Source organism: Paenibacillus sp. FSL H7-0756 (genome assembly GCF_038006765.1).
Classification (GTDB): domain Bacteria; phylum Bacillota; class Bacilli; order Paenibacillales; family Paenibacillaceae; genus Paenibacillus_AQ.
In genome coordinates this window covers 263,731-286,254 of the sequence record NZ_JBBOVT010000003.1, presented here as the reverse complement: position 1 = coordinate 286,254, position 22,524 = coordinate 263,731, and the positions used below count along the sequence as shown (strand labels likewise).

Sequence of the window (22,524 nt, the reverse complement as noted above, 5' to 3'; positions counted from 1 at the left end):
CCGCTCTAATCCTTATCTATGAAATAAAGGGGCTATATTATATGACGATCATACGGGCTATAACCCTGCGGAATATTATGATTATTCTGTGTATTTTGATGCTGCTCCCGTTGGGACAGAAGGCGCTGGGGATTAAGAATAAGCTTAAGGATGTACAAGAAGCCGGAGAACTGTACGCTGCCGGGAAGCTTATCGCTGCCGAGAGCCGGTACCGCCAAGCAGCGGCCAACCACGCGATTTTCTATAAAGAAGAAGAAATTAATGCAAGACTGGCAGAGCTGGCTCCCATCACGGGCATCCGCAGCAGTCTAAGCAGACTGTCCTTAACGCTTGCGGACCAGCTGACTGTGAAGGATTTCGCAGGAATGATGGAGAGCTATGCTACCCTGCTCAGCCTGAAGAGCAAGTATATGACGCCGGGCGGTCCCTATGAAGCCTATTACCGCCAGCTCTCAGCGGACTCAGGCGTCTCAGACAGGATGACCGCCGGGTTCCGGCAGTTCAAGGATGAGTATCTGGCCGGACTTGCCGCAGGTTCTAAGGGGGCAGATTCGGGGACGGACAGCGGCAGTACGGACAATCTCAAATGGAGCCTGCTGCAGATTCCGGCAGACTATTACGGGGGAACCGCCGCCAAGGATAAGCTGCTCGCTGCGAGCTTCAAGGCCCATGATACCGCGAGGCTCAAGGCTCTGGCCGCAGCCGGAAGCTTCGGGCCCATGCTGGAGAGCGCCCTCTCTATAGAAGAAGCTTATAAGAATCATAGTTATACTGCGCCCTGGCTTAACAAGCAGGTTCAGGAGAGCGCTTCGCTCATCCTGAACAAGGATCTGGATGGTGACCACACCGCAGCCTTCGCCGGACATGCCGCCCGCTACCGCAGCTATGCGGCATCTGCCGGCATCACCAGCTCCAAGGTGCTGAAGCTGATCGACAGCAGCATCGCCCGGCTGCTCCGCGAGGGCCAGCGCCATGTGCGGGGTGGCCGGTATGCGGATGCCATCAGGCTGTATGCAGAGCTGGCCCCGGTGCAGGACACCTCCGGGGAGACCGCTGCGGCGACACTGGCCTGGAACCTGGCCGAGCCGGTACGGCTGCTGCCGGGCGGCGAAGTGCAGGGCAGCTACACGCTAACGGCCTCTGTCACCGGGCGCTACGGGGCCAAGGTAGCTGTAGCCGGTATAGACTCCAGCGGCAGGCTGATCTACGCTGCGCTGAGCGAGGACGGCACAGTCTCGACGCAGACCGGCGAGGTGGTACCGGAGGCGGCGGGGCTGAGTAATCTGACTTTTGACGAGCCGCTGTCTGCATACTCCGGGGTTCCCGTAGTAGTCGCCACCGGCAGCCGGGCGGACGGGCGCTTGGCCTTCACCGGCTACACCCTCCGGCCGGAGGGAATCACGCTGCTCCTGAGCTTCAACGGCAGCGGCTATGAGCTTATGGCGGAGGATGGCTCCATCCGCGTTGCGGACACCGATCTGGCCGATGGGGCCGATGGCCGGACAGCTATTTTCCGCCAGTTGAACGGAAGCTATGAATTCGTGGAGCTCTACCAGGAGGCCGCCGCCTATACACCAATTGATGCGGCACAGCTTGAGCTTCACCTTAGTGAGAAGGTGATCTTCTCCTGTGAGATTATCCTCGACTCCGCCGGAAGAACCGTAGCGCGCGCAAATGGGCGTGATCTGCTGCTACAGGGCGAGGTGCCGCTGTTTACCGGCCCCGCCGCAGTCAGCGGCCAGTTCGACAATGGATACGGGGAAATGGAGACAGAGCTTGGGGTGCAGACTGTACCTGTGTTTGTGGTCGATTCGGCCCAGAGCTTAAGCCTGACGGCACCTTGATGGTGCGAACTACGGGGATTGCAGGCTGCTGAGGACGGCCGCGTGGTCATCGCCGGGTATTGTACCGTTTCAGAGAGGCATCAAGGAATGGTGTGGTAGATTGATCTACAGAATGGTGTGCGGTGTGCGGTGTGCGGTGTGCGGTGTGCGGTGTGCGGTGTGCGGTAGCGCGATTGTAGTGTGATGGCACCCCGACTGAATGCTCAGAGGACTGTGAGGACCCTATTTACTCAAAAAGACAACTTTTCCGCCCGCCGCGGACTGTGAAGCCGTTAAAGGGCTCGGTGACGCTAAAAATGAGGCGATACAGGTTAGTTAAGGACCTCTGAGTCCGGGTAGGTAGCCGGAGTAGCGCCAACAACCCAAATAACGGCCCTCCAGTCCGCGTGGACCGGAATACAACACGGAATGAACAAAGACGCAAGCGCCGGACGGCACGGATGCCGCTTGACGCTTGCGTCTTCTTTTTTGGCGCGGGTGATGTGTGATTATCGTTCACGAACGGCGGGCCTTGGCAGCCATCTGACGTCCCTTCTTACGGCTGAACAGCCTGAGATACCGCTTCCGGGTAGACAACACCTCCGCCGATGCGCTCAGCGTCTCCTTCACCTCGCCAAGCACCGCTTGAGTCTCCTTGACCGACTGCTTCATCCGCCCAAGCTCCGACTTCACCCCGTCACTCCGCTGCTTCGCCGACTCCACCGTCTCCTGCATATTCACTTTGAGCTCATCGACCGGAGCCTTCAGTCCGTCGACGGATTGCTTCACTCCATCCAGCGACTGCTTCAGCCCATCGATGCTGCTCTTGAATTCCTTGAGCGGATTGCCCATATCGTCGTCCCCTCCTAAGCTCTCTTTCTCTATATTACCCAGAATGGAGGGGGCGGGATTCAGCTCGCCTGAAACTCAGCTCTATTAAGGTATATGCAGACGCTCCGCACCTTTGCGCTTACCGCTGTGCCGGAAGGAATATAGCGGCCAGACAGAAGACAGGCCGACTGCCGCTGCACAGGCTACGAACACTGCCGCATAGCTTCCGTTCGGCTTGTTCCCTACACTGATCATTAGACCGCCGGCCGCCGTTCCGAACATCATGCCGATGTTGCGGGACAACGCAAGTACGCTGCTGACCCGGCCAAGCTGCGATTTTGCCGCCAGTCCCATAACAATGCTTGTGTTAGGCGAAGTAATCATCCCCATAGCACAGCCGAGCAGCACTACTGGCAACACCATCGCACCTGTTCTCAGAGCGGGGGAGCCAAGTCCCAGCGCCAGCAGCGTGACACTCATCAGCAGCAGGCCGGCGGCCAGAATGCCGAGCGGCCCTTTGCGGTCCGCGATACTCCCGCTGACAGGGGCAGTGACCACCAGCGCCAACGGATAGCCGATCATGATCAGCCCCACCCACGCAGGCTCAGCTCCGGCTAAGCGCAGCAGCGAAGGCAACGCCAGCTGTGCGGCAAAAGCGGCCATATACGTGATAACCGTAATCAAGATCCCGGCGGCAAAGCTCCGGTCCGTGAACAGGCTGAAGCCATTATCCGCATCCGGCGTCATCCTCCGGTTGAAGCGGACGTATCCCAGGTAACCCGCCGCCAGCCCTACCGAGACCGCCAGCAGCAGCAGTACGGGCACAGACAGGAACGAGGAGCGGCTGCCGAGATCGGCGGCAATCATCAGCGAAGTAAGGCAGGCCGCCATCCAGGCAACGCCGGCCAGATTCATCCGGCCTCCGGCAATCTCTGTATCCCGGGGAATCAGCCGGTGTGCGAGCACTCCTACGGCCCCCGCCACAACGGCCAGCAGCCAGAAGTTGCTCTCCCAGGCAAACCACTGGATCAGGAAGCCGCCTAAGGCCGGACCCGCCATTGAGCCCGCAGCCACGAAGGTGCTCATCAGCCCCAGCGCCCGGCCCCGCTGCTCCGCAGGGAAGAGCGAGACGATCAGGGCCATGTTAGTCGCCTGATACATGGAAGCCCCGGCGCCCTGCAAGACTCTGAAGCCCAGCAGCATCGCTTCATTCTGGGCGAGCGCGCAGCCCAGCGCCCCTGCTGCGAAGGCGAACAGCCCCAGATTATGCACCTTGCGGCGGCCGAACCTGTCGCCCAGCCTGCCCATTACGGGCAGCAGCACCGAAATAACCAGCAGATAGATACTGACCACCCACTGTGCAGAGGCCACAGGAATCCGCAGATCAGCGGAAATATCAACCAGCGATATATTGAACATCCCGGCGGACAGATTGGACAGGAATGCCCCGAGACAGATAACCACCTTAACCGCCGTGAGGTTCACGGCCCGTTCCGGTGACGGCATCGCGAGGCTCATGACAGCTGCTGCAGCACAGGCTGGTTCCAGATCTTCCAGCCCGCTTCAATCTCTGCGGCTGAAGCAACCACGCCGAAGTATCCCTTCATATTTTCCAGCGTCATGTCATGCGCCGCCCGGGAATAAGAGGCACAGGCGTCCTGAGCCATCACAATCTGATAATCCAGCATGAACCCGTCCCTTGCGGTTGACTCCACACACACATTGGTGCTTACTCCAGTCATAATCAGGGTTTCGATCCGCTGCGCACGCAGCACAGAATCCAGCCGGGTGTTAATAAAAGCGCTGTACCGGTGCTTATTCACGATAATCTCCTCCGGAAGCGGGGATACCTCGTAGAATTCAGCCCCCCAGCTCCCCCGGCGGCAGACTCCCAACGAGCCCCGCCCGGAGCGGGAGGTCCAGACCCGCGAATCCGTCGCTTTTTCATGAAAGGTCTGGATGTAAATGACCGGCACTCCCTGCGTTCTCGCTGCCGCAATCAACCCGTGGAGCTGCGGCATCATCTCAGCAACTGCTGACACATCGTTCCCGCCAGCGGCCAGCGCACCTTCCTCATGGCAATAATCATTCTGAACATCTACTATAATAAGCGCAGTTTTATCAGGGATAATCAGATCGGCAGTTAGCTCCATTTTCGTCACCTCTTTAGTTTTTGAAGACCTGTGGTTCTTTGTTTATTTCGCTGCTGTTTGATTCACAAATTGCATATCGACCAGGTCATCATAGGTATACTCTCCTTTGTAGATGCCAGTCTTGATCATCACATCCATATCCTTATCCAGCGCCTCCTGCGAGATCACGCCATCCGGACTCCAGAGCTGGTCGTCATACGCCCGGTCCAATGCCGCTTGGGCAGCATCATCGGAGAGTGTAGGGAATTCCGCCTTCAGGACACGCATCGCCAGCTCTTTATCCTCCTGGATCACCTTCAGCGCCTTGACGACAGCATTCACCGCCTTCTGTACCGTCTCCGGGTCCTTCTCCAGAGTGGACTTCTTCACGCTCAGCACCGAGTAAGCATAATCACCCAGGTCATGGAATTTGTAAAAAGGTTCATCCCACACGCCCTTGCTCATCCCGTCACTGATCTGCGGCTCCGCTCCGTTCGCAATATCCGCGGCCCCCTGCTGGACCATCGCCACCACCGTAGAGCCGTCCGCCGGCTCCAGCAGCCGCACATCCTTCTGCGGATCAAGCCCCAGCTCCAGCAGCAGATACTGGGTCAGCAGGTTCGGCGTACCGCCATGCCGTCCGGCATTCAATTTCTTGCCCTTCAGGAAGGCTGCCAAATCCTCATCTGAGCTGCCTGCAGGGGCTGTCCCTTTTTTGGCCATCAGATAGACGTTCGCCCGGTTCACCACATTGCTGACCGAGACGATCGGGTCGGAGTTCCCGATATTCGCCAGCGCATTGGACTCCGGTCCGCCGATGACCGCCCAGGCATCCCCGCTGACCACCGAGGTGACATGCGTGCCGCCCGCAGCCTGAAGCATCTCCACCTCAAGGCCCTCCCCGGCAAAATACCCCTCACGCTGTGCCACGTACAGCGGCAGATAACCCGTATAATGCAGCGGCTCGGCGATGACCAGCTTCTTCAGCTTCTCCGCACCGTTTCCGGCAGCGGCTGCATCCACTTCAGCATTGCCTTTTCCTCCGCAGCCGGACAGCAGAACTACAGAGGCCAGCAGGACGGCCGACAGCTTTATTTTCGTAACATTCATCATTGGCTTCTCTCCTCTATCTTGTTGAAATGCTTGCCCGCTTCTTAAGCCTTCTTCATCCCGTATCCCTTAGACAACCATTTCTCCAGCAGCACCACTCCCGCATACATGACCATCGACAGTGCAGACAGAACCACAACCCCTACCCAGACCAGATTAATATCGAGAATGGTACCGGCGTAGATGACCATACGGCCAATGCCATGGCTTGAAGCGATGAACTCCCCGACAATCGCACCGGCCAGCGAGAGAGCGATATTAATCCGCAGGCTGCTGATCATCCAGGGCATCGCCCAGGGAATGACCACCTTGGTGAATACCTGATGCCGCTTGGCCCCAAGCGAATACATCAGCTTCTCCATATCCTTGTCCACACTCTGCACGCCGCTATGCGCCGACAATGCCGCAACCACCACTGTCATGGCAAAAGCTAACGCCACCTTCGAGAAGAACCCGATGCCCAACAGAATCACCAGCACAGGGGCCAGCGCCAGCTTCGGCATAGCGTTAAGCAGGATCAGGAACGGTTCGCTGATGCCGGCAAATTTGCGCGACCACCAGAAGGACAGGCCGAGCAGCGAGCCAATCAGCGTTCCGCCGATGAAGCCGAGAACCGTCGAGCTTGAGGTATACGCAATATCCTCCAGCAGCGTCCCCTCTGTCGCCTGAGTCCAGGTGGTGCTCATAATCCGCAGCGGGCTGCTCCAGTAGTACGGGTCCATCCAGCCGATCCGGGTGAACAGCTCCCAGCAGAGCACGATCAGCAGCGCCACAGACAGCCGGCCGATCCCGATGATCCGCCGCGTCCGCCGTCTGGCGGATTCTTCATCAATAATGACAGGCTTCTTCTGCAGCTTCTCCAGCTTGACTGTAGAGACCGGGGCCGGGGCAGCCTCCAGCTTGTGAATGACATAGCCTTTCTTGTGTACACTCTCCATAGTTGTCCTCTCCTTCAACAGTTTATGAGTTCTAAGAGATACGGGTGGCTGGCTCCTGGTCTCCGCTTGACAGCAGATTCAGCAGATGAGCCTTGAGCTCCATGAATGAAGCAGATACCGTATCCTCCTGGTGTCTTGGACGCGGCATATCTACAGAGATCTTCGAGATGATCCGTCCCGGCCGCCCGGAGAAGACATAGATGTCGTCAGACAGATAGATGGCTTCATCAATATCATGGGTAACGAATAACACCGTCTTGCGGAAGTCTTCCCAGAGCTCCAGCAGCCAGTTCTGCATAGTCAGCCGGGTCTGGGCATCCAGTGCGCCAAAGGGCTCGTCCAGCAAAATAATATCCCGCTCATACAGCAGCGTTCGGAGCAGTGCTGCACGCTGGCGCATCCCGCCGGACAGCTCCGCCGGGTAATGTCCGTCGAAGCCTTTCAGTCCATAGCGGTCCATCAGGGGCTTGGCCCGGGCTACCGCTTCCTTGCGCGGCACTCCGCGGATCTCCATGCCCAGAATAATGTTGTCCAGTATCGTCCTCCAGGGCAGCAGCATATCCTTTTGCAGCATATAGCCGACATATCCGGTCTTCCCTACGATATCCTCTCCGTCTGCAAGCACACGGCCGGTGGAGGGCGGAATCAGGCCTGCGATAATATTGAACAGTGTGGACTTGCCGCAGCCGCTGGGGCCGATAATACTGACAAATCTGCCTTGTTCTATGGAGAGATTCGTCTCCTGCATGGCCATAATCTCCTGGCCGTCACGGCGGAACCACTTGCTGACACCGGCAATCTCAATTTTGTTTTTCATAGAATCAGCTCCTTAAGGAAGTAATAACATGGTTACGATAAACAAAAAGCCGCCAGTTCAGGACACAGCCCCGCAGGGATATGTCCGAAAACTGACGGCAGGCCGGCTCTCCGAAAGATCAGAGTTCCAACGTAGCGTTCAGATAATGCTCAAGGTCCTTCTCCAAAATTATGATCGTACCGGAATACTCGGTCTCCACATCATAATCTTTAAGAACGGCCTTAATATTGACTTGAAATTCATCCAGAAATGCCTGCTTGATCTCGACTTTGAATACTTCATGCAGCACCAGATTGATCTGGCGGCCTGCCGTGGGATCATGGGCATCCAGCACCTTGAGTACAGGCACCCGGCTATTAATGGATAAAATAATAATCTTGTTGCCCACAAAATCGACCTTCTGCTGCTTAACGCCGGCGTTGAACAGCTTCTTGTTGATTTCGTTGTAAATCCGTAGAATATCCTGTTTCCATTGTCCGGCGGAAGCGATCATTCGCGATCACACCTTTGCTGCAATAGATTATGTTATGAAATGTGACTCGATAGCAACTATATCGCCTTTTTTGCCCACCGCTTATACATCATTATAGATAAAAATAAAGACTTGTCAATAAAAATACGGAAGATAATATAACATAAATAAAGAGATGAAAAGACCTTGTGATAGATTACCTGACAATTTAGACTGTCATTTGGCGCGAAGCTCCTCCGCTCCTATGAAGCATGCTTCATATATTGAAAGATTAATGGCCGCAATGATACTATATAACGTAATTAAATGAATTGGAGGGAAATGATGGACGCTAAAGCGAAAAAAATACTAAACAAAACGTTTTGGTCTGCGCAGGGATGGAAGCCTGCCGGGACAAGACTGCCTTTTGCCGGAGAAGAGTTTGAATATGCCAAAAGCAAAGGGGTCATGTTCGATCCGGTGACGATGACGCATGATGAGTGTGTGCTGAGAATCCGTCATTTGCTGGAGCATGAGGTGACGAAGGACAGGGTAGCTGCTGCCTTTTTACATAGCTTATCCACAAGAGAAGTACATCTGAGAAGCGGGTTATCCAGCTATGCATTAACCAGCAATCTTCCCCTGCATAATTATAGTGACAAGCTTCTGGAGCGTGCCAGCTACAGCCATTGCTTCTATTGTAACGAGCATAAATTAATGACTCATGAGGAATGGAATAATGCCGATATTAATATTTTGAATTTTGAACGGGTAAAATGGGGTGGTGTCCGCTTAAATTGGCTCCTCTATTGCTGGATGGATCTCGAACTGCTAGCAAAGGAGGAGCCGGTAGAAGTGACCGCTGAGGATGTTCAGATTCTCAAAAATTTACTCGCAGAGGTGGATGCCTGCGCTGAGACGGATTCCGCACGTAAATTAGAGAAGCGCTGGAAGAATGTATTATCCTCTAACCAGTATGAACGAGATGTAATGATGGAGGTATGGGGTTTTGCAGGTATATTAGCTTCTGAGGAACGGCTTGGACCGGAACGCGGCCGAGGGACGGACTTTGTATCCGTAGATACATGGCTTGGCATAGACCGTTATGCGAAAGAGAAGGTAGAGTATTATTTTGGAGCTTATTTATAGCAAGTAGAATGGAATGGGCCAACTCAACTTTTGCAGAGTGAAAATCGGGTTGGCCCGTGTTCATCATAAATGAAATCGAGAGTGATTAATGGATTGCGCGTAACTCTTCCAGCAGCTCCATCACCTCTGACTCCTATACCGCAACGGAATACGAGCCGTCAGCAAAACGCTTCATCGCCCCAATGCCGTCCTGGAAGACGAAGCGGATGCGGCCGCTGCGCACTTTTTTGTCCGTGTACATCTTCTCTAGGAGCGCCCGGTTTGTAATATACTCTGGGATCTCTGTCGGCAGACCGGCCTTCTTCAGCAGAGCCGCTATACGATCAGCCTCTTCCTCCGTCATATATCCGTACTTCGCCCCCAGTCTCGCCTGGATGACAAGTCCCACAGCAATGGCTTCGCCATGCATCAGCCGGTACCCGCTAAGCGCCTCAAGCGCCCGGCCTGCCGTATGCCCCAGGTTCAGAATCTGCCGCAGGTTACTTTCATGCTCGTCCTGCTCCACCACTTCATACTTAATCCGGCAATTCGTCAGCGCGATATGCTCGCACACTTCGGCATCCAGGATCAGCTCCCCTTGCTCCGTAATGATTCTGTCTATATTCGCTTCCAGATAGCTGAAGAACTGCTCATCGCTCATACAGGCGTGTTTGATGGTCTCGGCCAGACCGCTTCTGAATTCACGGGCCGGAAGTGTGCGCCAAGCTGCTAAATCTATGTATACTTTACGGGGCTGGTGGAATACGCCGATCAGGTTGGTGGCGACAGGGGTGTTCACGCCTGTTTTGCCGCCCACAGAAGCGTCCGCTGCTGCCAGCAGGGTGGTAGCATAATTCAGAGAAGGTACGCCCCGGCCAAAAGTCCCTGCCACAAACCCCGCCAGATCCGTTACCGCTCCACCGCCCACCGCAATGATACAACAGTCTCTGCCGTAGGCATGACTTAGCAATTGATCCTCCAGCAGCGCCTTCGTATCCCGGGTCTTCGAGTTCTCACCTGCCGGAAAGGAGAAAAGTTCTGCTTGGAATCCTTCATTACGTAGCAGCTCTAGTAAAGCACGGCCATACAACGGTTCCACCGTAGAATCTGTAATAATTGCATATTTGCTGGCTCCACTTACAAGCCCCTGACGCAAATCGCTGATCAGGGAACTGAACAGATGCTCACCAATTTCAATAGAGTACGAGTGATCGACTACTTTTTGGAGTGTTACCTCCAAGCTTTTGGACATGGGTGTTGCTCCTTTCTTGTATTTATCCCTTCATTCCTCGAAGTACTTCCACCATTCCACCAGCCAAGGCTCGTCTACCCCGCGCAGGCGGAATTCCTCCAGCAGCACCTGTCGGACGCGCTTCTCCATCTTAACAAAGCTGTTATCCTCCTGGTACATCGGCACGTAGGACATATCTTCTGATAGGTAGCGCCGGAAATCCTTCATGCAATCAAGCACCCTTTTCCCTACTGGAAGCTGCTCTGCTACCTGTACAAGCCATTTGTCATACGGATAGGGGTAGCCCTCAACCGTGATGGCACAACGTAAAGACTGCTTGAACACCTCCACCGCCTGAAAAAGAATCGGGAAAGCCTCTCCCCGGCGCACGGGATTATCCAGGCTTTTGGCAGCACTCCTAAGGTCTATGTACGCTCTCCTCCGCAGGCTCATCAGAAGCTCTGGAGGAAGCGGAACGGCATACGCGAACAACCCTTTCAGGTCCAGCGGGTCATGATAGATACAGCAGACCGCTGCGTTCCACAGCCAGTCCAGTTGTCCCTTCCCCAGCGCCTGCTCCAGCTCCGATAATTTGAGCAGGGTGTAGTGTCCTGTTTTGCCGCTGGGCAGATGAACATCTACAAACAAGCTGCTTCTCTCCGGGATCAGCCCGGCCTGTTCAAACCGGCTCGTAATCGGCTCATAGTGTTCGTCACGGCAGACCAGAATCAGATCGATATCCGAGCTGTCGTCCACAATCCCCAAGGCCGTTGATCCATCCAGCAGGATGCTGATATTCCCGTAATCTTCAGCAAGCAGCGGGTGATTCAGAATATGCGTACTTATGTAGCTGGCGATCTCCTGAAGTAATTCGCTGTGCCGCTGCCGGTTATCCGGCTTCAGCAGCAGACTGGATAGACTTGCCGTCCAGAGCATACGCTCCCCTCCCTCTCATAGAATTTCCGCTCCCTGCAACCAACCGCACAGAACATATTTCCGGAATATTATAACATAATTTAGGAGGGTTACTGTCTGGATTGTCTCATACTGTATTATGGGTTACTATGGACGGCCTTGTTCCGAAAAAGATAACAAGTGTCTCATTCCCGCGGCAGTCATATGTATGCTGTAGGCGCTGGAACAGTAGTAACTGTATTTTGTACAATGGAATGCTGCTAAAATGGCATCGAAATAGATTCTATTGAATTCGGTACATTAAAATGTCGAATAAAGGCCACTTTTCGCTCATTACGCAACATTCTACTGTACGAAATACAACAGAACCTCATTTCACAATCAACTATGCGTTTTCTATTGCAGGAAATACAATCGGCTACTTTCAATTCAAGCGTAGAAGTCGGCGATGGGTGCAGAATCTGCCTAATATCATCATTCATGCCCCCATTAAGGTACAAGCGGTTAGCTTAAGTGCATTCTGTACAACTATATCCTCTGATGTACCATCGAATCGCGGCTTAGCTGTATTTCGTACATCTAAAATACCTCTATCCCCCGGTTCTCAACCATTCGGGCAAATTTAGTTGTACAGACTACAATTAGAGGAGGAAAGTCTGCTTTTTCAACGGTTTTAATTGTACAGAATACACTTGTCTCCCATATACGCTTCGAACGTAACCTCATACTCTACCACAACCTCTACCTCACGCTCTGCACAACAAACAGGCTGGGCGCTCAACACATGCATCCAGCCTGCCTCATGCAGCTTATAGTTCCCGCTTACTGCACCCGCTCCGTAAACAGCCGCCCCGCATAGTCGCTGATCAGCTCACGCATTGCCAGCTTGCGGCTCCATTCCGCCGGAATGCCACTGAGGCCATAGTACGCCCCGGCGATCTGGCCGTAGATGGCACCGGTGGTGTCGGCGTCATTGCCGAGATTCACGGCGAGCAGCGCACCTTCCGCGAAGCTGGCAGACTTATGGAATGCCCACAGCGCCGCCTCCAGCGACTCCACGACATAGCCCGAGCCTTGGATCTGCGGCGGCTCCTTCATCTTGTAGGTGCCTTGCATGATGTTCAGCATAGACGGGGTCAGGGTATCATCCTCATCCAGCCATTCGCCAAAAGCATCCGGCGCCAGCATCTCCTGCTTGCTCCACCCGTGCAGTCCGGCGAGAATATACGCCGCGAGCAGGCGGCAGCCCGCAAGACACTCGGCGGCCCCGTGTGTCGTTCTTGAGCTCATTGCCGCATAGCGGATCGCCTCGGCGGGCTGCTCCGCGTAGTACATTACTACCGGAGCCAGCCGCATAATCGAGCCGTTTCCGGCAGAGAACGGGTCCTCTGAACCGCTGTACGCCTCCCCGCTGGCTTCATACCGGTGCAGCGCCTCGCGCGTCGCATTGCCGATATCGAAGCACCGGCCGGTACTGCTGAGCGCGCCTTCGCGGTACCACTTCACATAACGCTCCATCTGATCCGCCGGATCGAAGGCCTGCACAGCAAGCAGACTCTCTGCGAGACAGAGCGCCATCGAGGTGTCGTCCGTCCACTGTCCCGGCTGCAAGGCGAATACCCCGCCGCCGACCATATCCGTCATTAGCTTGAAGGTTCCGGGTGCCTGGAACTCTACAGTTGTTCCCAGCGCATCCCCGGCGGCCAGCCCCTGGAGGCAGCCCTGATAACGGTCCTTCGTCAATGTCACTTGCTCTCCCCCTTCCCGGAAGCTTCCTGCCTGCACTTATTCGCCGGGGTACTTCAGTCCCCACTGCGCCCGGACTTCATCCAGCAGCTTCATCAGGGCTACGGATTCATCCAGCGGCATCACCGGGCTCTCGGTCAGTCCGGCCTGAAGACAACGGCCTACCTCTTCCGCCTCGAAGCAGTATCCGACCGAGGTGCGGTCATCTTCGAACGTCTCCTCCAATTCGCCGTTCACGTAGAGCTCGGCTGATTTCGGATTGACCAGGGTACCTTTGACTGCGATACGTCCTTCCGTTCCATAAATATAGGCTTCATCGTCCAGATTCAGGCGGATACCTGCGTTAAGTGAAGCAGCTACGCCATTCCCGTAGGACAACAGCAGCGAGAAGTGCTCATCCACGCCGGTCTCCCCGATATGGACTGTGCTGGCGACAGATTCAGGCTGGTGTCCGAGGACCATCGAGGCGAAGGAGACCGGATAGATGCCGACATCCAGCAGCGCTCCCCCGCCGAGAGCCGGATTCAATAGGCGTCCTTCCGGCTTCCAGTCGGAACGGAACCCAAGGTCTGCCTTCACCAGCTTCACCTCACCGATGCGCCCGGCGGCCAGCCATTCCCTCACCTTCACATGAGCCGGAATATACCGGCTCCACATCGCTTCCATCAGGAACAGCTTATGCTCCCGGGCATAGGCCACTACCTCTTCCAGCTCACCACTGTTCACGGTAAAAGGCTTCTCGCACAGCACAGCTTTGCCTGCACGCAGCGCCAGCAGCGCGTTCTCCTTGTGCATCGGATGCGGTGTTCCGATATATACTGCGTCCACTTCCGGGTCGCTCACAAGCTCTTCGTAGGTGGCATAAGCCACAGGAATACCGTGATCCGCCGCGAACTTATCCGCGCTCTCCTGCGTGCGCGAGCCTACGGCATAAGCTATGCCATTGCTGGCGTGGGCCAGATCCGTGGCGAACTGATGGGCGATCCAGCCTGTGCTGAGAATGCCCCATTTTATCGTGTAAGCGTTATCTTCTGCCATTGATATATCCTCCTCTTAATGAAGCTCAGGTCCCTCTGATTCTATCAAAATCTCTCTGCTCTGTACACGCTTCCCGCCCGCAGCGATCTGCCCCGGATTACAGCCTGAACAGAAACCGCAGCCGCTCCTGCGAGTAACCGTCCTCCCCGCGCCAGTTGGCTACAGAATTGAAGTCATTGTCTCCGCCCCGCCCCTGGCGCGGCTCCTCCTGCGGCACCAGTATACCGGCATAGCCCCAGATCTCCATGACCACATCCCGTTCGTGCCGGTTCGAGGGAAAGATATCCTTCCAGAGCTTCTCCAGCTTCCGTGCCCCATCTTTGCTGCCGCAAAGCTTAACAGCTTCGGCCATATCCTGCAAAATACGCAGATCCTGCGGAGTAGCCTCCACCTCCTCTTGCCGGCTGAACAGCTCCAGATCCAGCCAGCAATACAGCAGCTTATTGAGCCGTATGCCGCCCCATTTGACCCGCTCGAAATTGAGCACATTCAGATCCTCATGGGTGAGCGGGTCAGACATCAGCCGCCCGGCATCACAGGCAGCACAGCCGCTGTACCTTGGCTGCTCTGCCGGGGGCTGGGCGTAGGCATGCACAGGCAGCTCCGAGGTCAAGGCCCAGCTGGACAAGGCGCTCCGCAGATGCACCTTCCGCGTAGACAGGCTGTGCAGGAAGGCCGCCGCTACCTTGTCCCGGGTCACGCTTCCGCTGTGCAGCTCCTGAAGCTTCTCCACCAGCTCATCGTGGGTGATCGTCAGGGGGTCGAACATAACCCCCTTGCTCTTCGCATAGTCGAAATCTTCACCGGAAAAAGGACCGTATGTCTCCTTCCAGCCGTTCGCGCTCCAGAAAGATTTTTGCAGAATGGTAGTGGCTCTCTTGTCCAAATTCATCAGCCTCCGTCCTGATCAATGATTATGTATCTCTTATACTTAACCCTTAAGACAAAGTTTGCAACGTCAAAAAACTCTCCCCGCCAGCCGCGAATCCACGGTAACAGGGAGAGTCTCGTATGATGAAGGCCACAGCCTTATCTTATTTGCTTAATGTAAGCTCCAGGCGGACCTCAAGATTATTCTCGGTATCCAGCACGATCGAATGCGGATTGCTCATGCCGAAATCTTCAAAGGTTACCATGGTTGTACCCGACAGCATAAGCTGCCCGCCGCTATATAAGGCCTGCGAGTCAAAAGTTACGTCCTTCTGGACACCCTTGACGATCAGTGTACCCTCCAGCTTCACCGGCACCGCCGTACCCTCTGTCCATTCCTTCGGAAGCTCCGAGAACGATTTGACTTCAAAGGTGGACTGCGGGAACTCTGTGACTGAGAGGAAGTCCGTTCCCTTGACATGCTCGTCCCGCTGGCCGTTGCCGGAATCCAGCGCACTCATCTCTACCGTTCCCTCGCCCTTCATGGCGCTGGCATCCTCCAGGTTCACATTCCAGGTCCCCTTCACGGACGGATCAACGAAGTTCACCGTTTCTTTGGATGTGGTTACAGACCAATAGACCTTGGAGGTGTCGGCAATGGTCCAGGTACCATTAAGCTGCTCTGCTGTAACCGCAGCACCTGTTGCTGCCGCCGCATTTGCAGTTCCTGCCTTCTGGGTCTCAGTTCCCTGGCTCTGCGCAGGAATAACCGATTCGATCTCCACATTATTGCCAAGGCTCTTGTTAAGTAATAGGAATGCTGTGACAGCTCCTGCGATAACCACTACAGCTGCGGCTAAGGCGATTGTTTTCTTCTTCATCGTATTCCTCCATCCTAAATATGATCTCTATGCCTGTCTGGCTTGGTTCCCATTCTAACAAAGGAATATGTCGGGAATAAGTCAAAGCACACCGGCCCGCAAGTATGATAGAATTGTCGTAATTTTAACTAGGAGACTGAAGCTCATGAAATCGATTCTAATCGTTGAGGATGAAGAGGCTATCGCAAGGGTGCTCAGTGCGTATCTGCGAAAAGCGGGCTTCCACGTTACCCGTGCCGCAGACGGCCGGAGCGCCCTGGAAGCCTTCGAGGAAGCGCCGCCCTCGCTGGTTCTGCTCGATATCATGCTGCCGGAGATGGACGGCTTCCAGCTCCTGCGGCTGATCCGCGAGAAGAGCAGCTGCCCGGTCATCATGCTCACCGCCCGGGACGGCATCAACGACCGGCTAGCGGGACTGGATGGCGGAGCCGACGACTATATGTCCAAGCCCTTCATTCCCGAGGAAGTGGTCGCACGGGTGAACGCCGTGCTGCGCCGTCCCTCGCAGTGGTCGGACGGCAGCCGCAAGCGTCATTTCGGCAGCCTGTTCATCGATTTCTCGGCGCGCAGTATTTTTCTGAACGGGGCGGAGGTCAGCCTCAGCCCGCGCGACATGTCCGTGCTGCTGTTCCTGGCCGAGCGCCCGAATCAGATCTGCACCCGCGACCAGCTGCTGGAGCATGTGTGGGAGATGGATTACGAGGGAAGCGACCGGGCCGTCGATCTGTCCATCAAGAGACTCCGCCAGGCACTGTCGCATTGGCCGGACAGTGAGGGCGAGATCCGCACACTGAGAGGAACAGGCTATCAATTATGGACAACATAAATAAGAGCAAGAAGAAAACCACCTCCATTCTCACTTACTGGACTCTGCGGTATCTGCTGATCATCAGCATCGGGCTGCTGCTGACGGCGCTGTTCACCTTCTGGTGGATTCAGCAGGAGGCGATGAACAACCGGATGCAGACGACAGGCCTGCTGGCGCAGGAGATTGCTGACCGCAGCGTGGACGCAGACGGTCAATTGGCCATTACCCCAAGCCTGAACAAGCTGGTGGAGGACCGCAAACGCTTCTTCAAGGTAACTGAGGAGATGTGCGTAATCATCACCGGACCAGAAGGCGAGCTGTTGTACTCCCAGCCCCCGATGACAAACGAGGAGATGCGGTACAAGCTCAATGATAGCCTGACCGATTCGCGGACTTCGGAATATAAAGCCGCTGCTGCGCAGATCCAGGGGGACCAGGGCACGCTGGGGCAAGTGCTGGTCATGCAGTCCAAGCGCTCCCTGCGCCACATCCCCACGGAGGAGATCACCTTCTTCTCCATCATCATCGTCTTCCTGATTATCTTAAGCTGGCTGACGATCTATCTGTTGTCGATCAAGCTGGCCAAGCCGGTTCAGCGGGTGGCGGCCGCCGCCGCGCAGATCAGCAGCGGCCAGTATAATATCGTGCTGGAGACCGGGGCCAAGGAACGCGAGATTCACGAGCTGCTCGTCTCCTTCCAGGAGATGGCGGGCAAGCTGCAGCAGTTCGAGCAGTCACGGGCCATCATGCTGGCGGGCGTGTCCCATGAGCTTAAGACTCCGGTCACCTCGATCAAAGGACTGCTCCATGCGGTACGCGAGGGGGTTGTCGAAGGCGAGGAGGCCGGGGAATTCCTCGATATCGCTCTGCTTGAGACCGAACGGCTGCAGCATATGGTCGCCGATCTGCTGGACTACAATGCGCTGACAGCGGGCATGGTTGCCGTCCGGCATGATCAGCTTGCAGCGGCCCCGCTGCTGGAGGAAATTGTCTATCAATGGATGCTGACCCAGAGCGAGGAGGTCTGTGAGCCCATCCTTCATCTGCCGGAAGCCCCGCTCCTTCTGCGGGGTGATCCGCTGCGCATCCAGCAGATTATCGTGAATCTGCTTGGCAACAGTGTGCAGGCGAAGACAGCGGACCGCAAGCTGCAATTGAAGCTTGCGCTTACCGTTACGCCGCAGGGACAAGCCGAGATCACCGTGACGGATAACGGGCCGGGCATCCATCCGGACAGCCGGGAACGGATCTTCGAGGCTTTCTACCGGAGCTCGGACAAGCAGAGCCTGCTCCGCGGACTCGGGCTGGGCCTGACCTTCAGCAGACTGCTGGCCGAGGCCATGGGCGGCAGTCTGGAGCTGGGCAGCAACCCGCCGCAGGGCTGCTCCTTCGTGCTGCGGCTGCCGCTGGCAGAGTAACAAGCCAGGGAGAGGCGCTGTAGTCCATTGTCCCGCTGCATGCTATAATCAACTGACTACAAGCGGAAACGGTACCTTCCTCATTAAAGGACGGTACCGTTTCCGCGAGAAATAGAAGGCTAATGTATAACGTGAAACCTATACATTTTTATATTTCAAGTGAACCGGAGGCTGTCTATGCTTACTTTTGAACAGAAATTAGCAATACTCGATTCCTATCCCCAGCTGGAGGCGCGGAAGGTCTCGCTCGGACGGGTGAATTATCATCTGGAGCAGAGCCGCCATGACAAGAAGACGGTGGCTTCGCATATTCACCCTAACGGGAACGGCTTCGTCTATGCCGGGCTGCTGCGGGGCTATGAGACGGATGATAAGGGACTGGTCAATATCCGCGATTATTCGGAGGCGGCGCTGCGCGAGCTGCTGGATGCGTCCATCACTTCTCTCTTGACGTACATTCCCCAGGCCCCTGCCCCTTCCAAAAGAAAGAAAAAAGCGCAGGCAGGCGGAGCGGAAGCTGAATCGCTGTGGAAGAATGAGGATGGGCATACGCTGAGCCTGAGATTCGAGGAGGATCTGTGGTATCTCTATGCCGGACTACAGCTGGAGATGGCCTTCGAGACGTCGGCAGAAGCGGAGGAATATCTGGCTGAAGAGGGCTTTGGCCGGGTAGAGGACGGACCACTGGAATAGAATGGGCTCAGGTCCGTAAATCGACACTTATCGGCGATTTACGGGCTTTTTTGCGTGCATTACTGCATATTCCGGCAAATTTATAGAATTTACCGGTGAGTCCCCTTATACTAAAGCCAATGGCATTTTCCATAAATTTCACAAGGAGGAATCAATCACAATGAACAATCCGGAAGGCGGAGCACCCTTCACAAATCCTGAGGGGCCAAACAACCAGCCTGGGCAACCGCAGCCTCAGCGCAAGGTAACCGAGCAGTTTAATAACCTGCTCAAAGATGAACGTGTACAGCAGGCACAGGCGGTAGGCAAACAGTATTGGAGCTTCTACCTGAGAGCCGTTGCCCGCCCTTACAGTACGATGAGGGACATTCCTGCGGCCCATTTCATAAACAGCCTGATCACTATGGGACTTACCGCATTACTGACAGCTCTATATTTCCTCATCTTGTTCATCAAATGGGATGTCTCGGCCATCTTTGGCCCCGGCTTCCTGAAGCCGCTGCTGTTAACGGCAGCCGGTCTTGCCGTTGCTTGCGGAGCTGTCTATGCCGTACTCCGGCTGGAGAAGGTCAGCTTCGACTTTAAATTGCTGATTACCCGGTTGGGGACGCTGCTGGTTCCGGCCGTGGCGCTGCTGGTGCTGGCGATCCTGTCGCTCACGGTCAGCCTGTTGTCCTTCTCGACCACACTGCTTGCGCTCGCCTTCCTGTTCGTCTTCATCAGCATGAATACGGTTCTGTTTCAGTATCCGCTGAACACAGGCGGCAGCCGGGGAATCGACACCTTTTACCCGATTGCCATCGCCAATATTGTGACCGGATATATTTTCTACAAGCTGATCACCTCCGTCATTGCCGGAGCAGCCTTTGGGATGATCAGCAACTCGTTTAATCTGTAAAATGACAACGCACACCAAAACCGGCGCTGCCGTCCTTAGTAGGGGCGGCAGCGCCGGTTGCATGTGTTGCACTTGTATTCAGCTGGGTATGCCTGTTACGGAGTGGTTGGGGCAGCCGGTGCTGCCGGCATTTCAAATTCCTTGGCATCCAGTACTTCCTGCGGAATCTTGATTTCCGTAACCTTGTTATGATCGCTGATAGTCGCCTTCATATCCATATCAATCGATACAGTCTGCTCTCCGCTGGTCATATCCATGACCATGGTCACATCCGTCTTGGTTGGATAATAGGTCTTCTTATCCACCGCATAAGCGATATTCATGCTCTTGATGTTCATCTGCTCCATCATGGCAGCCATCTGCGGATCGGAACTGCCGCCCTGGTTCATATAAGTCTTCGCCAGTTCTTTGACATCATCGCCCGATACCTCTGCGGCCAGCAGGTAATTGTCGCCATCCTCGGTGACCTTCGTCTTCCCGGCGATCGCCTTGAATTGCTCCAGCTGCTTCTCAGGGCTTGCAGACTGCTTCATGGCAGTTACGACCTGCTCCGTCATCGAAGAAGGCATCTTCATCCATTGTCCGCCCACCTGGGAATAGAAGCCGTCAGCCGTAACATATTGCTCCATCTTCTGGTCGCCTTGACTGGTCTTCATATCCACTTCCTGATGCATTTGCAGCGGGTCTTTGGTGTATTGGGATTTCATTGTCATATCAGTGTCTTGTTCTGTATTCTGGTCCCCTTGTTTAATCTTAATCTTCTGCTTCACCTGCGACTCCATGGCGAAGCCCTTCAGCTCAGCTCCCGCTTCAGCCGTCTTCTGGATCAGTTCTTCCACCGTTGGAACGCCGTCTGATGTCTGTTCAGCCGGCGCTGCCGATGCAGAAGCCTCCGGAGCCGTAGTTGCAGCAGCTGAAGCTGGAGCGGTGGCAGCCCCTTCTGATGGTTTGAGCTCCTCTTTATTTCCGCAGCCAGCCAAGGCAGCAGATAGCATAACACCCATGAATACCGTAGTCCATTTCTTCAAGTTCGATTCCTCCTAATGATATCAGCAAGTAGTATTGTTAAATCTTGTGATGTATTTAACCACAGGAGCCCCCCTTTTAATCACCTGTTTAAAAGTTACATCGAAAGTCATGGTTGTCCGGGCGGTAAAAGAACACTATCAACACAGGCAAAACTGTGCTTAGATGAGGAAGAAAACTTCAAAATCCTAAAGGGAAGAAGGTGGACCCGCATGAGTTTTGAAATCGTAGAGGCTACTATAGATGAGATTGGGGCTGCACTGGATTCCGGGGAGATCACCTCCAGACAATTAGTCCTGATGTATCTGGAGCGGATAGCCGATCATGACAAAAGCGGCCTGACCGTCAACTCGGTGCTGGAGCTTAATCCGGATGCGCTGTTCATCGCTGAATCTCTGGATGCCGAGCGGCTGCATCAAGGCCCGCGCGGTCCGCTGCATGGCATACCGGTACTGCTGAAGGATAACATTAATACCGGGGATAACATGCATACCAGCGCGGGCTCGCTCGCTTTAGCGGATTCTTTTGCAGGAGAGGATGCCTTCATCGTCAGCAGGCTGCGCGAGGCCGGGGCTGTCATTATGGGCAAAGCCAACATGACGGAATTCGCCAATTTCATGACGAACGGCATGCCCTCCGGCTACAGCTCCAGGGGCGGCCAGGTGCTTAACCCATACAATATCTCCACTCCGACAGGCGGCTCCAGCGCCGGGTCTGCGGTAGCGGTGGCCTGCAACTTCTGCACGGTCTCGGTTGGAACGGAAACCTCCGGCTCCATCCTCAACCCCGGCAACCTTGGCTCCATTATCGGCATTAAGCCCACGGTTGGGCTGATCAGCCGTTCCGGCATTCTGCCGCTGTCCAGCACACAGGATACCGCCGGGCCCATGGCACGAACCGTACGGGATGCCGTCCTGCTGCTGAATGCGCTGCTCGGCCAGGATACCGGCGATGCGGCCATGGGCACGAACAGAGGTAAGGTTCATGAGGATTACACCCTCTTCCTGGATGCGGGCGGGCTTCAGGGGGCACGGATCGGAATTCCGCGGGATTATTATTTCGAGGAGCTGACAGAGGAGCAGCTTGCGCTGTTCAATGCCTCGGTGGAGAGCATGCGGGAGCTTGGAGCCACGATCATTGATCCGGCCGAGATTACAACGGCGCGGGAGATCAGCTATTCGTCCGTGGTGCTGAATGAATTCAAAACATCGCTGAACGCCTACCTCGCCCGCCTGGGTCCGGGGGCCCCAATGCGCACCCTGAAGGATATTATCGATTTCAATCATGCCCATCCGGCCGAGACGCTGAAGTTCGGGCAAGCTACCCTGCTCGATGCCGAACTTACGACCTCGGGCACCTTCACCGAGCCGCAATATCTGCGTGACCGGATGACCGATCTCAGGCTCTGCAAGGAGCAGGGAATCGATGCCACTATGCGCGAGCATCAGCTCGATGCCCTGCTGTTCCCGGCCGACTTCGGCGCCCGGATTACATCAAGAGCCGGATACCCGTCCATCGTGGTGCCGTCAGGCTATACCTCAGCCGGCGCCCCCTTCGGCGTAACCTTCTCCGCCCGGGCCTATGAAGAACCGGTGCTTATCAGACTGGCCTACGCTTACGAACAGAACTATAAGGTGCGCAAGGCACCTTCGCTCCAGAGCTTTATCTGACCACTTTCAATTCCAAGTACTCTATTCTTCTTGATACAATGCCTAATCTGCGGCTATGCCCATATGCCTGTTGCCTTCACGGGACAGGCCCCAGGTGCGC

Annotated in this window: 21 protein-coding genes; 7 read left to right on the top strand and 14 right to left on the bottom strand. The window is 55.3% G+C overall.

Annotation, left to right across the window (positions count from 1 at the left end; translation table 11 throughout):
* The first annotated feature begins 41 nt into the window (after positions 1 to 41).
* Positions 42 to 1,844 (top strand): hypothetical protein, encoded by a 1,803-nt coding sequence (locus tag NST04_RS27150; RefSeq protein WP_341187048.1) that lies wholly within the window; start codon positions 42 to 44, stop codon positions 1,842 to 1,844.
* Positions 1,845 to 2,339: 495 nt separating this feature from the next.
* On the opposite strand, the gene NST04_RS27145 is transcribed toward NST04_RS27150, so the two are convergent.
* From NST04_RS27145 to NST04_RS27115, 7 genes are all read right to left on the bottom strand, one after another.
* Complete coding sequence (locus NST04_RS27145) at positions 2,340 to 2,675, bottom strand: hypothetical protein (protein ID WP_341187047.1); 336 nt, start codon at positions 2,673 to 2,675, stop codon at positions 2,340 to 2,342.
* A gap of 84 nt (positions 2,676 to 2,759) precedes the next feature.
* A complete protein-coding gene (locus NST04_RS27140; protein WP_341187046.1) occupies positions 2,760 to 4,172 on the bottom strand; it encodes an MFS transporter in 1,413 nt (470 codons plus the stop codon).
* Positions 4,169 to 4,807, bottom strand: coding sequence for a cysteine hydrolase family protein (locus NST04_RS27135; RefSeq protein WP_341187045.1), 639 nt, complete (start codon positions 4,805 to 4,807; stop codon positions 4,169 to 4,171). The genes NST04_RS27140 and NST04_RS27135 overlap by 4 nt, the downstream gene beginning before the upstream one ends.
* A gap of 42 nt (positions 4,808 to 4,849) precedes the next feature.
* Positions 4,850 to 5,899, bottom strand: a complete 1,050-nt coding sequence (locus NST04_RS27130) for an ABC transporter substrate-binding protein (protein ID WP_445667956.1) — start codon at positions 5,897 to 5,899, stop codon at positions 4,850 to 4,852.
* Between the two features lie 41 nt (positions 5,900 to 5,940).
* The gene (locus NST04_RS27125; protein WP_341187044.1) at positions 5,941 to 6,834 is read right to left on the bottom strand and encodes an ABC transporter permease; all 894 of its coding nucleotides are present in this window, start codon (positions 6,832 to 6,834) and stop codon (positions 5,941 to 5,943) included.
* 31 nt (positions 6,835 to 6,865) lie between these two features.
* Positions 6,866 to 7,651, bottom strand: a complete 786-nt coding sequence (locus NST04_RS27120) for an ABC transporter ATP-binding protein (protein WP_341187043.1) — start codon at positions 7,649 to 7,651, stop codon at positions 6,866 to 6,868.
* A gap of 118 nt (positions 7,652 to 7,769) precedes the next feature.
* On the bottom strand, positions 7,770 to 8,144 hold the full coding sequence (locus NST04_RS27115) for a Na-translocating system protein MpsC family protein (RefSeq protein WP_341187042.1): 375 nt from the start codon (positions 8,142 to 8,144) through the stop codon (positions 7,770 to 7,772).
* 303 nt (positions 8,145 to 8,447) lie between these two features.
* On the opposite strand from NST04_RS27115, the gene NST04_RS27110 reads away from it, so the two are divergent.
* A complete protein-coding gene (locus tag NST04_RS27110; protein ID WP_341187041.1) occupies positions 8,448 to 9,251 on the top strand; it encodes a hypothetical protein in 804 nt (267 codons plus the stop codon).
* A 133-nt stretch (positions 9,252 to 9,384) separates the two neighbouring features.
* Here the strand turns inward: NST04_RS27110 and aroB are convergent, their stop codons facing one another.
* The 6 genes from aroB to NST04_RS27080 form a co-directional block, all read right to left on the bottom strand.
* Positions 9,385 to 10,482, bottom strand: coding sequence for a 3-dehydroquinate synthase (gene aroB / locus NST04_RS27105; RefSeq protein WP_341187040.1), 1,098 nt, complete (start codon positions 10,480 to 10,482; stop codon positions 9,385 to 9,387).
* A 30-nt stretch (positions 10,483 to 10,512) separates the two neighbouring features.
* Positions 10,513 to 11,397 (bottom strand): hypothetical protein, encoded by an 885-nt coding sequence (locus NST04_RS27100; protein WP_341187039.1) that lies wholly within the window; start codon positions 11,395 to 11,397, stop codon positions 10,513 to 10,515.
* Positions 11,398 to 12,198: 801 nt separating this feature from the next.
* Complete coding sequence (locus tag NST04_RS27095; RefSeq protein WP_341187038.1) at positions 12,199 to 13,125, bottom strand: ADP-ribosylglycohydrolase family protein; 927 nt, start codon at positions 13,123 to 13,125, stop codon at positions 12,199 to 12,201.
* A gap of 36 nt (positions 13,126 to 13,161) precedes the next feature.
* Positions 13,162 to 14,160 (bottom strand): Gfo/Idh/MocA family protein, encoded by a 999-nt coding sequence (locus NST04_RS27090; protein WP_341187037.1) that lies wholly within the window; start codon positions 14,158 to 14,160, stop codon positions 13,162 to 13,164.
* 97 nt (positions 14,161 to 14,257) lie between these two features.
* A complete protein-coding gene (locus tag NST04_RS27085) occupies positions 14,258 to 15,046 on the bottom strand; it encodes a hypothetical protein (RefSeq protein WP_341187036.1) in 789 nt (262 codons plus the stop codon).
* Positions 15,047 to 15,194: 148 nt separating this feature from the next.
* The gene (locus tag NST04_RS27080) at positions 15,195 to 15,911 is read right to left on the bottom strand and encodes a YceI family protein (protein ID WP_341187035.1); all 717 of its coding nucleotides are present in this window, start codon (positions 15,909 to 15,911) and stop codon (positions 15,195 to 15,197) included.
* A gap of 145 nt (positions 15,912 to 16,056) precedes the next feature.
* Here NST04_RS27080 and NST04_RS27075 point away from each other — a divergent pair, with 145 nt between their 5' ends.
* From NST04_RS27075 to NST04_RS27060, 4 genes are all read left to right on the top strand, one after another.
* The gene (locus NST04_RS27075) at positions 16,057 to 16,737 is read left to right on the top strand and encodes a response regulator transcription factor (protein ID WP_341187034.1); all 681 of its coding nucleotides are present in this window, start codon (positions 16,057 to 16,059) and stop codon (positions 16,735 to 16,737) included.
* Positions 16,725 to 18,137, top strand: a complete 1,413-nt coding sequence (locus tag NST04_RS27070; RefSeq protein ID WP_341187033.1) for a HAMP domain-containing sensor histidine kinase — start codon at positions 16,725 to 16,727, stop codon at positions 18,135 to 18,137. The genes NST04_RS27075 and NST04_RS27070 overlap by 13 nt, the downstream gene beginning before the upstream one ends.
* Before the next feature lie 177 nt (positions 18,138 to 18,314).
* Positions 18,315 to 18,830: a hypothetical protein gene (locus NST04_RS27065; protein ID WP_341187032.1), complete on the top strand. Its 516-nt coding sequence runs from the start codon at positions 18,315 to 18,317 to the stop codon at positions 18,828 to 18,830.
* A gap of 160 nt (positions 18,831 to 18,990) precedes the next feature.
* Positions 18,991 to 19,728: a hypothetical protein gene (locus tag NST04_RS27060; protein WP_341187031.1), complete on the top strand. Its 738-nt coding sequence runs from the start codon at positions 18,991 to 18,993 to the stop codon at positions 19,726 to 19,728.
* 95 nt (positions 19,729 to 19,823) lie between these two features.
* Here NST04_RS27060 and NST04_RS27055 read toward each other — a convergent pair whose 3' ends face one another.
* The gene (locus NST04_RS27055) at positions 19,824 to 20,756 is read right to left on the bottom strand and encodes a DUF6612 family protein (protein WP_341187030.1); all 933 of its coding nucleotides are present in this window, start codon (positions 20,754 to 20,756) and stop codon (positions 19,824 to 19,826) included.
* A gap of 210 nt (positions 20,757 to 20,966) precedes the next feature.
* Between NST04_RS27055 and NST04_RS27050 the strand changes: the two genes are divergently transcribed.
* Positions 20,967 to 22,424, top strand: coding sequence for an amidase family protein (locus NST04_RS27050; protein WP_341187029.1), 1,458 nt, complete (start codon positions 20,967 to 20,969; stop codon positions 22,422 to 22,424).
* Positions 22,425 to 22,524: the final 100 nt, after the last annotated feature.

Excerpts from the sequence above, each read along its gene's own strand:
- NST04_RS27145 (WP_341187047.1), bottom strand. The coding sequence starts at position 2,675 with ATGGGCAATCCGCTCAAGGAATTCAAGAGCAGCATCGATGGGCTGAAG.
- NST04_RS27140 (WP_341187046.1), bottom strand. The coding sequence starts at position 4,172 with ATGAGCCTCGCGATGCCGTCACCGGAACGGGCCGTGAACCTCACGGCG.
- aroB (WP_341187040.1), bottom strand. The coding sequence starts at position 10,482 with ATGTCCAAAAGCTTGGAGGTAACACTCCAAAAAGTAGTCGATCACTCG.
- NST04_RS27100 (WP_341187039.1), bottom strand. The coding sequence starts at position 11,397 with ATGCTCTGGACGGCAAGTCTATCCAGTCTGCTGCTGAAGCCGGATAAC.
- NST04_RS27065 (WP_341187032.1), top strand. The coding sequence starts at position 18,315 with ATGCTTACTTTTGAACAGAAATTAGCAATACTCGATTCCTATCCCCAG.
- NST04_RS27080 (WP_341187035.1), bottom strand. The coding sequence starts at position 15,911 with ATGAAGAAGAAAACAATCGCCTTAGCCGCAGCTGTAGTGGTTATCGCA.
- NST04_RS27060 (WP_341187031.1), top strand. The coding sequence starts at position 18,991 with ATGAACAATCCGGAAGGCGGAGCACCCTTCACAAATCCTGAGGGGCCA.
- NST04_RS27070 (WP_341187033.1), top strand. The coding sequence starts at position 16,725 with ATGGACAACATAAATAAGAGCAAGAAGAAAACCACCTCCATTCTCACT.
- NST04_RS27135 (WP_341187045.1), bottom strand. The coding sequence starts at position 4,807 with ATGGAGCTAACTGCCGATCTGATTATCCCTGATAAAACTGCGCTTATT.
- NST04_RS27120 (WP_341187043.1), bottom strand. The coding sequence starts at position 7,651 with ATGAAAAACAAAATTGAGATTGCCGGTGTCAGCAAGTGGTTCCGCCGT.
- NST04_RS27050 (WP_341187029.1), top strand. The coding sequence starts at position 20,967 with ATGAGTTTTGAAATCGTAGAGGCTACTATAGATGAGATTGGGGCTGCA.
- NST04_RS27090 (WP_341187037.1), bottom strand. The coding sequence starts at position 14,160 with ATGGCAGAAGATAACGCTTACACGATAAAATGGGGCATTCTCAGCACA.
- NST04_RS27115 (WP_341187042.1), bottom strand. The coding sequence starts at position 8,144 with ATGATCGCTTCCGCCGGACAATGGAAACAGGATATTCTACGGATTTAC.
- NST04_RS27125 (WP_341187044.1), bottom strand. The coding sequence starts at position 6,834 with ATGGAGAGTGTACACAAGAAAGGCTATGTCATTCACAAGCTGGAGGCT.
- NST04_RS27110 (WP_341187041.1), top strand. The coding sequence starts at position 8,448 with ATGGACGCTAAAGCGAAAAAAATACTAAACAAAACGTTTTGGTCTGCG.
- NST04_RS27130 (WP_445667956.1), bottom strand. The coding sequence starts at position 5,899 with ATGATGAATGTTACGAAAATAAAGCTGTCGGCCGTCCTGCTGGCCTCT.
- NST04_RS27075 (WP_341187034.1), top strand. The coding sequence starts at position 16,057 with ATGAAATCGATTCTAATCGTTGAGGATGAAGAGGCTATCGCAAGGGTG.
- NST04_RS27150 (WP_341187048.1), top strand. The coding sequence starts at position 42 with ATGACGATCATACGGGCTATAACCCTGCGGAATATTATGATTATTCTG.